12 protein-coding genes and 1 pseudogene are annotated in these 12,248 nt (G+C 58.7%); 11 read left to right on the top strand and 2 right to left on the bottom strand.

All coding sequences use genetic code 11. The features are described 5' to 3' along the window. Window positions 1-490: 490 nt before the first annotated feature. On the top strand, window positions 491-1,570 hold the full coding sequence (locus ABIC03_RS39050; protein ID WP_354066217.1) for an IS630 family transposase: 1,080 nt from the start codon (window positions 491-493) through the stop codon (window positions 1,568-1,570). A gap of 26 nt (window positions 1,571-1,596) precedes the next feature. On the opposite strand, the gene ABIC03_RS39045 is transcribed toward ABIC03_RS39050, so the two are convergent. After that, window positions 1,597-2,097 (bottom strand): GNAT family N-acetyltransferase, encoded by a 501-nt coding sequence (locus ABIC03_RS39045; RefSeq protein ID WP_354066215.1) that lies wholly within the window; start codon window positions 2,095-2,097, stop codon window positions 1,597-1,599. Window positions 2,098-2,619: 522 nt separating this feature from the next. Between ABIC03_RS39045 and ABIC03_RS39040 the strand changes: the two genes are divergently transcribed. The 10 genes and pseudogenes from ABIC03_RS39040 to ABIC03_RS39410 all read left to right on the top strand — a co-directional run bounded on the left by ABIC03_RS39040 (window position 2,620) and on the right by ABIC03_RS39410 (window position 11,698). Continuing rightward, window positions 2,620-3,159 (top strand): GNAT family N-acetyltransferase, encoded by a 540-nt coding sequence (locus tag ABIC03_RS39040; protein ID WP_354066213.1) that lies wholly within the window; start codon window positions 2,620-2,622, stop codon window positions 3,157-3,159. A 563-nt stretch (window positions 3,160-3,722) separates the two neighbouring features. Further along, complete coding sequence (locus ABIC03_RS39035) at window positions 3,723-4,718, top strand: ATP-grasp domain-containing protein (RefSeq protein ID WP_354066211.1); 996 nt, start codon at window positions 3,723-3,725, stop codon at window positions 4,716-4,718. Window positions 4,719-4,786: 68 nt separating this feature from the next. After that, entirely contained in the window at window positions 4,787-5,254 is a 468-nt protein-coding gene (locus ABIC03_RS39030; RefSeq protein WP_354066209.1) for a hypothetical protein, read from the top strand. Continuing rightward, window positions 5,217-6,660, top strand: a pseudogene (gene istA / locus ABIC03_RS39025) (IS21 family transposase). Before ABIC03_RS39030 ends, istA begins: the two are co-directional and overlap by 38 nt. 14 nt (window positions 6,661-6,674) lie before the next feature. Then, the gene (istB, locus tag ABIC03_RS39020) at window positions 6,675-7,421 is read left to right on the top strand and encodes an IS21-like element helper ATPase IstB (protein ID WP_354066207.1); all 747 of its coding nucleotides are present in this window, start codon (window positions 6,675-6,677) and stop codon (window positions 7,419-7,421) included. A 903-nt stretch (window positions 7,422-8,324) separates the two neighbouring features. Beyond that, complete coding sequence (locus tag ABIC03_RS39015) at window positions 8,325-9,518, top strand: aminotransferase class I/II-fold pyridoxal phosphate-dependent enzyme (RefSeq protein ID WP_354066205.1); 1,194 nt, start codon at window positions 8,325-8,327, stop codon at window positions 9,516-9,518. A gap of 600 nt (window positions 9,519-10,118) precedes the next feature. Further along, window positions 10,119-10,445: a transposase gene (locus ABIC03_RS39010; protein ID WP_354066203.1), complete on the top strand. Its 327-nt coding sequence runs from the start codon at window positions 10,119-10,121 to the stop codon at window positions 10,443-10,445. Further along, a complete protein-coding gene (tnpB, locus tag ABIC03_RS39005) occupies window positions 10,442-10,891 on the top strand; it encodes an IS66 family insertion sequence element accessory protein TnpB (RefSeq protein ID WP_502917371.1) in 450 nt (149 codons plus the stop codon). Before ABIC03_RS39010 ends, tnpB begins: the two co-directional genes overlap by 4 nt. Continuing rightward, on the top strand, window positions 10,860-11,126 hold the full coding sequence (locus ABIC03_RS39415; protein WP_502917370.1) for a hypothetical protein: 267 nt from the start codon (window positions 10,860-10,862) through the stop codon (window positions 11,124-11,126). Before tnpB ends, ABIC03_RS39415 begins: the two co-directional genes overlap by 32 nt. Window positions 11,127-11,257: 131 nt before the next feature. Then, window positions 11,258-11,698: a transposase gene (locus ABIC03_RS39410; protein ID WP_502917369.1), complete on the top strand. Its 441-nt coding sequence runs from the start codon at window positions 11,258-11,260 to the stop codon at window positions 11,696-11,698. 289 nt (window positions 11,699-11,987) lie between these two features. Here the strand turns inward: ABIC03_RS39410 and ABIC03_RS38995 are convergent. Further along, the coding region (locus tag ABIC03_RS38995; protein ID WP_354066201.1) for a transposase domain-containing protein at window positions 11,988-12,248 on the bottom strand (261 nt) is incomplete at its 5' end.

Genomic DNA, 12,248 nt, shown 5'->3' with positions numbered 1-12,248 from the left:
CGTCAATAGCCATCCGAACAGCGAGATCGACCAGCTGCTTCCGTGGGCCTATCGACGTCAAGACCTCAAAGCTGTGGCCTGAAAACGACGCTTACGCATCAGGCGCAGCCGCATGATGGTAAAACCTAGAGCCGCAGTCGGACGGACCCGCCCTCGCCTACCCATTGTCGCGCTCGGAAACTGGCATCCCGACTACATGGTGGGCGACCACAACTCCAGTTCGACTGGCTTTGGTCGCCCGTACCGCCACCCGGCCACGATTTGGCATGACGCTATGCCAATTATCCCGCCAACTATCTTCTCAATTTAAATGACTCAGGCGAACTCGGGATAATTCTTGCGGGGAAGCCAGTCGCACGGCCCGACATCTCTCACCTTCCCACGTCACATTTTCGAATAGCCCACGTCCGCGGGAGTTCACTCTACGCTGCTAGTGGTCTGATTCATTCGGACGATTCCCAAATCGACCGAAGCAGTTCAAACTCTCGGCATGAGAGCAGGAATTATCGTAAAGGTCACCCGGGCGGACCGCCATCGACTTGAGGCGATCGTCTCGGATCGCAGCGCGCCTCAGAAACATGTGTGGCGGGCCAACATCATTCTTGGCACTGCCGACGGCTGTGGCACCGCCGAGATCATGCGCCGCTCCGGCAAATCCAAGCCCGTGGTGTGGCGATGGCAGGCCCGGTTCATGGCAGAGGGCGTCGAAGGGCTGACGCGCGACAAGACGCGCAAGCCCGGCAAGCCGCCGCTTTCGACCGGCACCGTGCAGAGTGTGGTCGACCTGGCGCTCGGGCCGCCGCCGGGAGAAACAACCCACTGGACCGGCCGGATGCTAGCGAAAGCCACAGGGGTGAGCCTGCGTTCGGTGCAGCGCATCCTCGAAGCCCACCAACTCGCGCCGCATCGCATTCGCACGTTCAAGCTATCGAACGACCCGAAGTTCGCCGAGAAGCTCAAAGACGTCGTCGGCCTCTATGTCGACCCTCCCGCCCATGCGGTCGTCCTCTCGGTCGACGAAAAGAGCCAGATTCAGGCGCTCGACCGCACCCAGCCAGGGTTGCCGATGAAGCCTGGCCGTGCCGGCACGATGACCCACGACTACAAACGTCACGGCACCACCACGCTGTTCGCTGCCCTCAACATCCTCGACGGCACCGTCATCGGCCGCAACATGCAGCGCCATCGCCACCAGGAGTTCATTCGCTTCCTCAACACGATCGAGGAGCAGGTCCCGGCAGGGAAAGTAATCCACGCCATCGTCGACAACTATGCGACCCACAAGCATCCGGGGGTACGCCAATGGCTGGCCCGGCATCCTCGTGGGACGTTCCACTTCACCCCGACCTCTGCATCCTGGCTCAATGCGGTCGAAGGCTTCTTCGCCAAGCTCACGCGCCGTCGCCTCAAGCGAGGCGTGTTCCGATCCGTCGTTGACCTGCAAGTCGCCATCAACCGATTCGTGGCCGAGACAAACGCCGACCCCAAACCCTTCGTATGGACCGCCGATCCAAAGCGCGTCCTCGCCGCTGTCAAACGCGGGAAACAAGCGTTAGAGTCGCTCCACTAGACACACCAATTTATACTCGATGGAGTTCACGGCACTATAAGTCTTTGCAGAACTAGAATGTCGTAGTTATTGCCCTTGTCGGAAAACGCCCCTGGGAGGCATCCGGCAACTGAAAGGCTACATCTTCGCTGTGCAAAAGAAATAACGTTCGGCGCATCAGCAAATGTCATCGCCAAGATGCAATGTAGATTGGCTGTACTTTGTTGACTCAGAACAGCATGTGCGAGCGCGGATCCGACTCCTTTACGACGAAACGCCCCTTGAACAAAGAGCGACATTTCCGCCGTCTGCCGGACCCCTTCATTGATATGGTGCGGAGTAAGTGCTGCCCATCCGACCACGCCACCTTTGCTGATACACGTGTAGGACACGAATGAGGGACGAAGCGCGAATAGAAACTGATTCATTTCTGCAACGCTCCAAGGACGTGTTCCCTGCGTCGATTCCCTGTCCCGGCACGCGGCATTATAGATGTCCGTTACTTCGGGTAGATCACCTGTTTGCAGCCGGCGCAGTTCGTACCACATTTGAAGCCCTCATTCGTGTAACATCGGGATCAGACGCGGCGAAACACCAGATGCTCCTCTAAAGAGGAAGCGCCCCGAACTCTGACTCCGACTTTTCTTTGACCGGCGAATTATTTGGATAACAGCATTTCACCCGTAGGTGACCCACGCAACGCCGCCCGAGTTCTCTACGGCTTCCAATCGCCGCTTTCGCCATAAGTCCTGATCGGCCAGCCCAGGATTGCTGCGCTTTATGCGCCCTCGCGGCAGCTCTCCTGTGCAGTGAACTGAAGCAACATGCTGCAGTTAATGTTCAGAAAGCGATGGCAATGTAAACGCCCCCCGAGTCCCTCAACACCGAGGCTAACGCGTAACGGACGTTCCGAAACCTACCAGAGCTTGTGGCTTGTGTAGAGTTCTAATACCCGCATTGTTGAACGTAGGTAATCCGATTCCGCTCGCTCCTTGCAGGGGTGAAATCGGACGTCCAACTGCCCAACCAAACCAATGATGGGACGCGTTCGACAGAGGCTAGTAGCCTGCATGGCACGCTCAAGCCTGCAACGCGCCATCAAACAGATCGGACGAGCTATGATTCGACGCGCGAAATGTTCGGATGCTGAAGACATCGCCGCAATCTACAATCAAGCGATGGCACCAGGCGTCTTTGCCGTTAGTCGAGTGTCGCCTGATACTCGCACCGAACGGTTGGCTTGGCTTGAGGAGCATCAAGATCCCTATGCAGCCTTCGTTTATGAACATGACGCCAGGAAAGTAATCGGGTGGTGTTCCCTAAATACGCTTTCGATGCGCCCTGAGTATACGGAACTCTCCGAAGTTTCGTGTTACGTTGATGAAAAACACCGGGGAATGGGGATTGGAAGGCTGATGCTTACGCACTTGATTGAGACCGCCAAAACGTTTGGACTGCGTGCGCTGTTGGGCCGCACCCTTGAAAGAAATGTCGGAGCAATCAAAAACTTCAATTTGTTCGAGTTTCGACGTGTCGCAACGTTGCGCGAAATTTCACGTATTCGAGGTGAATGGCACAATGATGTATGGCTGTGGAAGCAATTGCGATGATGTCGGCCCTCGTCCGGCTAACCAGCCAAGCAGACTTTCCAAGTGCACCGACCGAACGTTGTGTCCACCACAGCTCAAGGGCTGCAACCGCCCTGCGCCGTACAAATCTATGCCGGCGGGCACGGATACCGGATAGCACTGCCGACGCGAGATGCGCTTCTCTTTGCGGAGATGCGTTTCCTTGCACGCCGTTGTGATTCGATCGACAACGCTGTTGCGCCTGCGGCTCCATACCGGGCGAAGCGTCCAAGCGCGCGGCCGCGGGCATTTTGTGTCCACTCAACTCTACAATCCTTGTCCTGCCCCCGACAGCGGCACGAACCTTGTCCGATCTGAGCCTCCTGCCCGTCTCGATAGACCGCCACCTTTTCGGACGAACTCAGTCCCCTACTAGAAACCAACCTAACCTTGGCATGCGCGTTGCTATCTGCCTGATGCAGCACTGGGCCAATAGCCGAGTCCAGGCTGGGTGGGCTGCAAACCGCCGCGGTGCTTGAATTTTGATAGTCGAGCTGCCTACGCGATGTGGAACTCAGATACCGATTCAGCTTTAGGAGAATGTAATGAGACTGCTGATACTCACCAACACCCTCAACTGTTTAGGCGAGAACGACGCCCCGATCAGCAACGCGTTTCGCCGGTTGGGATGGGAAGTAATTTTCGGCGAGTTGAATTCCATTTCGGCAGACGATTATCGTTTTTCCACAAACGGAGTCCTAGTGCCTGAAAACGCCGAGCCTTATCATCCCGGCTGCGCGGCAGGAGGAACTCGAACTACCTATTTTCTCGACGAATGCCAATTAGTCTGGGTCATGGGCCATCCTCAGGATCGTGTATCCCTTGACATTTGGCAAATGCTTTGGCTGGCTTCTCAGACCACGTCGTTCGTTAACAGCGTCGAAGGTCTGGTGTTCCTTACTCCAAAACATGCACTGGGCCACGTCGTGCCGAAGGCGAACAGAGCTCTTTCGTACATATCGAACGACTTTTCGCTGCTATGGGATCGCTACCAGGAAACTTCAGATCAGTGGTGGGTAGCTAAGCCGCCAAATTCCACCTGTGGGCAAAACGTCTTTTTACTTACCCCAAAGGGACCAAATGTCCGAGCAATCCTGCAATGCCTTACCGGCAATACCACTGCGCACAAAGATAGCTATGGCGAGCTAGGCGGCTTCAAAGCCGAGTATACGGTTCTTCAGCAGTATATTCCCGAAGTGGTCCACGGCGAAAAACGTATCATCGTTGCTTGCGGACAGGCGGCCGCCTGGCACGGCCGGATCGGGCATCCAGACGATCACAGGTCGAACATAGTGCTCGGAGGAAAACCTGTTCCGACGGATCTGCATCAAGATGAAATTGAGCTAGCCGAGTCGGTCGGCCGAAAACTGATGGCTCACGGAATCAACTTCGCAGGGATCGACATTGCCTATCCTTACATCATCGAAATAAATCTCGTAAATCCGGGAGGGCTGTACGACTTGCAGTGTGCTTCTGGGGTAGACCGCTCTGGCACAGTTTCCGAGTTAATCACTGCTCACTTCGCGAGGAGTTCGTTGTGATGAAGTGCGCTCTTACGATCATGAACGTAACTCGGTGTTTTGTTCGCCCATCTTACCGGCGTTGTCTCGTGTCTTGGAACGACATGGTCAACTGCTTCGGCGATGCCACGATGATGAGCGTCTTCCACACACTGAACGCAGAGTTCGTTCATCATCACTGTCAGACCTGCGCCGTGGACCCGCGCGATCTCTTCGCCTTAGTCCGCGGCTTCTGCAATCGAACCCGGCTCCATTCCGCCTCGAATATCTCAGCGATCAAGATAGAGCTAAAAACGCGCTTAAACGCGTCCACCTCTTCGGGAAACGATGATGCAGCGGCCACGTTGCGGATTCCGATTTATTCCGGCCGGGTATTCCGACTTGAAGCCGGCCACCGTTCCGATTTGAAGCCGGCCGGGGTTTTGGAAGTCGGCGTTTTCGTTTGGGTCAGTCCCTCAGGCATCAAAGTCCCTCGTCGATCAACGGGGGAAGCGGATGCCGGCCAAGAGAGAACTGACCATGCGACAGATACGACAGATGCTGCGGCTTGCCCGTGATGGGGTGAGCGCCCGGGAGATCGGGCGCACGCTCGGCGTGGCGCGCAGCACCATTCAGGACAATCTCAAGCGTGCCTCGACTGCCGGGCTGGCGTGGCCTTTGGCGGGCGATCTGACCGACGCCGTTCTTGAACAACGTCTGTTTGCCCATGCCGGCGTCAGGCGCGGCTTCCGCCGGCGAACTGAGCCGGATTGGGCCTCGCTGGCCTGTGAGCTGAAGCGGCCTGGCGTCAATCTGATGGTGCTGTGGGAGGAGTACCGGGCGGTCCACCCGGAAGGATATGGCTACAGCCGGTTTGCGATTTATTGTCGATTACTCCGGCAAGAAGATCATGATCGTCGATCGTGCAACCGGGGTCGTGCGTGAAGCGGAGATCTTCGTCGCCGTGCTTGGCGCCTCCAATTACACCTACGCCGAGGCGAGCTGGACGCAGACACTGGCGGACTGGATCGAGGCCCATGTCCGCATGTTCCGGTTTTTTGGCGGGGTGCCGCGGCTTGTCGTCCCTGACAATCTGAAGTCCGGCGTGCACCGGGCCTCATTCTACGACCCTGAAATCAATCGCAGCTACGGGATGATGGCGTCCCATTACGGCGTGGGCATCCTTCCGGCACGGCCAAGAAAGCCCCGGGATAAGGCAAAAGTGGAGGCTGGAGTGCGTTTTGCCCAGACCTATATCCTCGGGCGACTTCGCCGGCAGACCTTCTTCTCCCTGGCCGAGGCGAACGCGGCAATCGCCGCCGCGCTGGAGCGCATCAACGCGCACGTCATGCGCCGGATTGGCGTCAGCCGCCGACAATTGTTCGAGACCGTCGAGAGGCCTGTCCTGGCGCCGTTGCCGGATGCCGACTATCAGTTCGCGGAATGGCTCTTGGCCCGCGTCTCGCTCGATTATCACGTCGAGGTCGACGGCTTCTTCTACTCAGTTCCACACGGCCTGATCCGGGAGCAGGTCGACGTGCGCGCCACCACCCGGACCATCGAGTTGTTCCATCGGGGTTTGCGTGTTGCGGCTCACCAGCGCCGTTATGGTGGCCGTCGGCACGGCACTGACCCCGATCACATGCCCAGTGCGCATCGGCGTTATGCCGAGTGGACTCCCGATCGATTCCGGCGTTGGGGGCGGTCAATCGGGACCAACACCGAGGGGCTCGTCCTCGCCATCCTGGCCAATCGGCCTCATCCCGAACAGGGATTCCGGACCTGCCTGGGCATGCTTCGGCTGTTCAAGGATATTGATCCCGAACGCGCCGAGCTGATCGCGGCCCGCGCGGTTGCGGTCCGCGCGCTGACCTACAAGAGCATCGCCTCCATCATCGCCAACAAGCTCGAACGCGGTTCTCACGACACCGAGGACGCGATCATCGAATATCCCAATCTGCGCGGCCCCGGTTACTTCCATTGAAAGGATTACCCAGCATGCTCACCCATCCCACCCTCGACCTGCTGCATAGCCTCGGTCTCCACGGTATGGCCAAAGGCTTCAAGGACCTCGATGCCCAGTCCGAAGCGCGCAGCCTCGAACACGCTGAATGGTTGGCGTTGCTCCTCGAACACGAGAAAACGCTGCGCCAGCAAAAGCGGTTCGAAACCAGAGCTCGAGCCGCCAAGCTGCGCCATGCCGCCTGCGTCGAGGATGTCGATTACCGCGCTATCCGCGGCCTCGACCGCGCGCTCTTTCTAAAACTCGCCGCCGGCGACTGGATCCGGGCACGACATAATCTCCTTGTTACCGGACCGTGCGGCGTCGGCAAGAGCTGGCTCGCTTGCGCCCTTGGCAACAAGGCTTGCCGAGACGACTTCTCAGTTGCCTACCATCGTGTACCGCGTCTCTTCGCCGCGCTCGCACTCGGCCGCGCCGATGGCCGTTACACCAAGATGCTGCGCGCTATCGCACGACTCGATCTGCTGATCCTGGACGACTGGGGACCAGAACCTCTCGACGCCGACCAACGCCGTGATTTGCTCGAAATCGTCGAGGACCGATACGAATCCCGCTCGATTATCGTCACCAGCCAGCTGCCCGTCGATCGCTGGTACGAAATCATCGGAAACCCCACCATCGCCGACGCGATCCTCGATCGCCTCGTCCACAATGCCTACCGCATCGAACTCAAAGGAGAGAGCCTCAGAAAGCAGAAGCAAACGGATCAACCGGTCTCTTGACCTTCCCAGCCCTCAACGACATCATGAAATTGACCCATGCGAACGACGCCACGGGTGGCCGGCTTCAGATCGGAATACCCGGCCGGCTTCGAATTGGAATGCATGGCCGGCTTCGTCGGACGTCGTGACCTTACACTATGCGCGCGACTTCGTCATGGATTTCGAACGCAAGCTAGATGTGCGGTCTCACTCCGGCGAAGGCTCCCTTTGTGCTGTGTAGTGGATTGAATCAGTAGACTTATGCCTGACCATACCGCTATGCCCGCTCATTCGGCTGGAAGTTGTCTCGACGGGCGCTCGACGACATTCGATGGGAAGCACGATCGCGCAGAGATTGCTGATCCCGGCGTCCAATTCCAGGGAGGGATTCGTCCAGGCGTCCGGCATGCCTCACGCACGTCAAACAAGGTACATCTCGTCGCCACCATGGCCCAGGTGACAAAGACTCGGCCAGATGATATTTGCTCCACGACATCGTCAGCGGGATGGGGATCGAGGGCGGGTGGTCTGAGTCTATGACCTGGGGGTTCAGGTGTTCACCGACTCACGACTTACCGCCGCGGCGCCGATATCAAGCCTCGACTTCTGTGTGAGTACTCACATGCGACGGCGCCCAGCCGCCGAGGGTCCAACGGATGCTCATCATCTCGACATCCTGGCATGATTGCCTGGCAGGAACCGTCTGATCTAGTAGCTGTCCAGGGCAGGCCGGCGGTGGTTTAGTTGATTCACTGTCCGCATGTGTCGCACGACAATTCATTCGGCCAGACGTCCCTGAGTCTCGTGCGGCACAGACGGCTGCACGGTTTTGGTGGATCAGAATGAAAACTGAACAAGGCATCATCCAAAGGAGCCCACATGAGAGAGCTCTTTCCGAACAGAGCATGTATGCCCGGACACGGCATGCAGTCTTTTGACGCCGCCCATACAGCAGATCTCATCGCCGTCGATGGACGTTATGCGAGTACACGCCCGATTACTTTCGATAGGGGGTCGCACGCTCCTCAGCAGACAATTGATTTCGTGCGACGCTCTTACCTGGGGCTCGACCGCCATCCGTTGGTTGTCGCTGGGGCGATCGACGCAATTGAGGCGCAAAAGTCAGTACATGGGTCCAGCGACCGACCGCATCTCCGTCTGGACCTTCTTGAACAACTCGAGGACACCCTATCCCAGACATTTTGTGCGCACGCCATACTTTCCTCCAGTCTCCTGCTTGCCAATTTAGGAGCGATGCGCATCCTTGCTTCGGGCCGACTGACAGGCGGAAGAAGGCCGGTTGTCGTGTTCGATTGCTTGGCGCACGGCTCTTTGGTCTGTTACAGGCCGATCATCGCTGGTGAAGCCCGCGTGGAAACGATTGTCCACAATGACCTCGACGCTCTTGAACGATTGTGCCGCGAGAATCCGTCAGTGGCATATCTATGCGATGATATTTACTCGCAAGGAGGCTATTCGCGGCTAGCTGAACTGCGTCGGCTTCAAGAACGCTATGGGCTGTTTCTCCATATCAACGATGCCCACGGTATATCGATCTTTGGACGAAAAGGCGAAGGGCTTGCTCGCTCTCAGTTTCCGCAAGTGCTCGGCCATCGAACAAGCATAGCGGCCTCGCTTTCCGAGGGATTCGGTGCACATGGCGGCCTATTGATGGTCGGAACAAGCGAGCACGAGGCTTTGTTTCGCCGGTTCTTAACTATCGATGGACTTTCAGAGTGTCCTAATCTGGCGGCGGTTGGCGCGGCACTTGGCTCGTGCAAAATTCATATCTCGGCAGAATTGCGCGAGCGGCAGCAGCGACTGGCGCAACGCATCGACCTCTTTGACCGGCGCCTCGACACGGCCGAGCGAGGCAAATTACTTCCGATTAGAACGATCACTATAGGAGAAAAGGAAAATGCGATTGGGGTCGCCCGATGTCTTCTCGACAGCGGGTTCTATACGTCAGGTACCCTATTTCCAAGGCTAGAGAACGGGATAGGCGGAATTAGGGTATCTATTACATCCGAACATGAGGCCAGCGACATAGAACGGCTGTGCGATAGCATCTTGCAAGCAGTCGTCGAAATAACCGGGAAGCCCTATCCTCTGAGATGATCCACGTTTAGGCTGTCGATGTAATTAGCTGGGCCGACAAGAACAATGCGATCTGATCGAGAGCAAATCAGAGTTCGAATGAGTGCGAATGAAACGGAGCCAGCCGGCTGAAATGCGCGTCATTCCGGTCGAGCGGTGCCGTATGCGACGTCTTCAGGGCCAATGCCTCCGGCGCGCCCAGCGGTCATCGCATCGGTCACACTAGCCTAAGAGCCCGTATACATGAACGCACCCGATCGTGCTCGAGTCGCTTAGCCATTTCGCTTTCGCCCTGAGAGACGCGTGCGGTGACGGCCCCTGGTTAGGTCGTCTTGAGGGGATGGCTGACCGCGCTTATGCGGCGTGAGCGACATTCTGAGCTCGCCAATTCCAGGGTACCAGGTCGTGGATGCGCCTGGCAGGATGATCCGGCAGGCGGGCCAGCACGTCGTAAGCGCTTAGCCGGAACCCTTGCTTCGGGATCTGGATAGCTGTGCGAGAAGCCTCCGGCTTGGACGGAGGTCGGGATGGGATTGGAAAGCAAAAGGACCTCCATTTAGACGGCTCATCGGCAGGGGCAGTGAGCCGGCTGGAGGTTCTTGAAGGGCCGTCGGGCGCCGTGTGCGTTCGGAAGCGGAGAGAGCTCGGATCGTCGCCGAGACCTTGTTACCTGGTGCCCAGGTGTCCGAGGTGGCACGCAAGTATGGAGCGACGCGCTGGCAGATCTACGACTGGCGACGGCGCTTTCGACAGCGAGGCCTGTTGCCGGCGTGCGAGGCGTCGCAAGCGACATTCGCGCCGCTCGTGGTGGGAGGTGCGTTGGAGGAGCGTCAGGCTCCGGCAATCAAGCTTGAGATCGCGATCGGTGATATCGTGCTGCGGACGGATACGGCCATTGATGCCGAGCAGCTGTCCCGGGTGATCCGCGTGCTGCGAGCATCACGATGATCGCGGCCGGAGCTGATCTGAAGATTTACGTTGCAACGCGGCCGATCGACTTCCGCTGTGGCCACGATGGGCTTGCGGCGAAGGTGCAGCAGATGCTTCGTCTCGACCCGTTGCGCAGCCTTCGTGTTCCGATCGAAACGAGCGGATCGGATCAAGATTCTGGTCTGGGATCGAACGGGCCTGGTGTTGGTGCACAAACGCCTCGAAGGTTGCAAGTTCGTTTGGCCAACGATCACGGACGGCGTGATGCGCATATCGCCAGCGATGTTCGCGGCCTTGTTCGAGGGGCTGGATTGGAGGTTGGTCCGACCGGAGGAAGCGCGGCGCCCGCAGACGGCGGGATAACTGCGGCAGAATGGCTCGGAAGCTATTTTGACCGTGGCCCGTGCGGCGCCGATGTGCTCGAAATAGCCCATGAGCATCGCGGCGCTGCGCGACGAAAATGAAAAACTGAAAGCGCTTTTGGCGCAGACGCAAGCGACCTTGAGCGAGCATCAGGGGGCATTGGCGGCGTCGGAGGAAGCGCGGCGTCGGCTGGAGGTCATTCTCGGCGAATTGCGACGCGACAAGTTCGGCGCAAAGTCCGAGAAGCTACGACCAGATCATATCATTTGCCGCTCGAAGACGTGGAGACCGCACAAGGCATCCTGGACGCCGCGCAGGAAAGAGCCGAGGCGGTGATCCAGGGTCGGTCGCGGAGCGCGCCGGATCAAGGTTCTCATCGCAGTCGCGGTTGCTTGCCTGCCCATTTGCCGCGAGTGGAACGGATCATCGAGCCTGCGAGCACGCTCTGTCCGTGCGGTTGCGGCGCCATGACGAAGATTGGCGAGGACATCAGCAAACGCCTCGATGTGATCCCAGCGCAATGGCGGGTGTTGGTCACGCGCCGCCCGAAATATATCTGTCGCCGCTGCTCGGGCCCCGTCGTGCAGGCGCACGCACCGGAGCACGTCGTGCCCGGCGGGCTGCCGACCGAAGCGGCCATCGCGCACGTGATCGTCTCCAAGTTTGGCGACCATACGCCTTTTTACCGTCAGGCCGAGATCTATGCGCGCCAGAGCATCCGGCTTGATCGGGCGACAATGGGCAACTGGTCCGGCCGCGCCTGCTTCCATCTTCAGCCCATCGCAGACCACATGTGCCGCCGCCTGGCCATGGCGGATCGTCTGTTCATGGCCGTCATGCCAAATAATCTTGATACGGTCGCCACGGCGAGATCACCAGCGCGCGGATCCCGCTTCAAGCTCTCCTGAACCGCACGCGCAAGGCTGGGGAATCCGGGCGCACATCGGTATGGCCGCCGCAAGCTACATCCCTCCTTTGAGAAGCACGTGCAGGCGTCGATACCCTAAGCAGCGGCGCTCCTGGGCGCCTGGGCGTTCGCGTTCAGGCGCTGGCGATGGTCGGCATCTTGCCTAGGGCGTCCGATCATCCGGCAGCAGCCGAGGGCTGTACACGGCCGCCGTCAGTTAGTCCGACGAAGGCCGCCTGATTGACGCATGCGCGCGGGCACAGCGAGCCCTATGATCGGTTAGGTGAAGGTCAGGCGGCCTGCTGACCGGCGGGCTTGTCGGTTTGACCCAGGAGCTTCCATTCCCAGGGCGGCAGTTCGTGCAGGCGCGACGCGCGAAGATCGGCGATACGGGCGAGGATGTCGGCGAGCCAGGCCTTGGGATCGACGTCGTTGAGACGACAGGTCGTGATCATTGTCAGCATGATGGCGGCACGGTCGGCACCATGCTGGCTGCCGGCGAAGGTCCAGTTGCGCCTTCCCAAGGCGATGCATCTCAATGCGCGCTCAGC

Source organism: Bradyrhizobium sp. RT6a, from assembly GCF_040547675.1.
Classification (GTDB): domain Bacteria; phylum Pseudomonadota; class Alphaproteobacteria; order Rhizobiales; family Xanthobacteraceae; genus Bradyrhizobium.
Note: the sequence above shows the minus strand (reverse complement) of the source record. Positions and strands in the feature narration are given on the sequence as shown.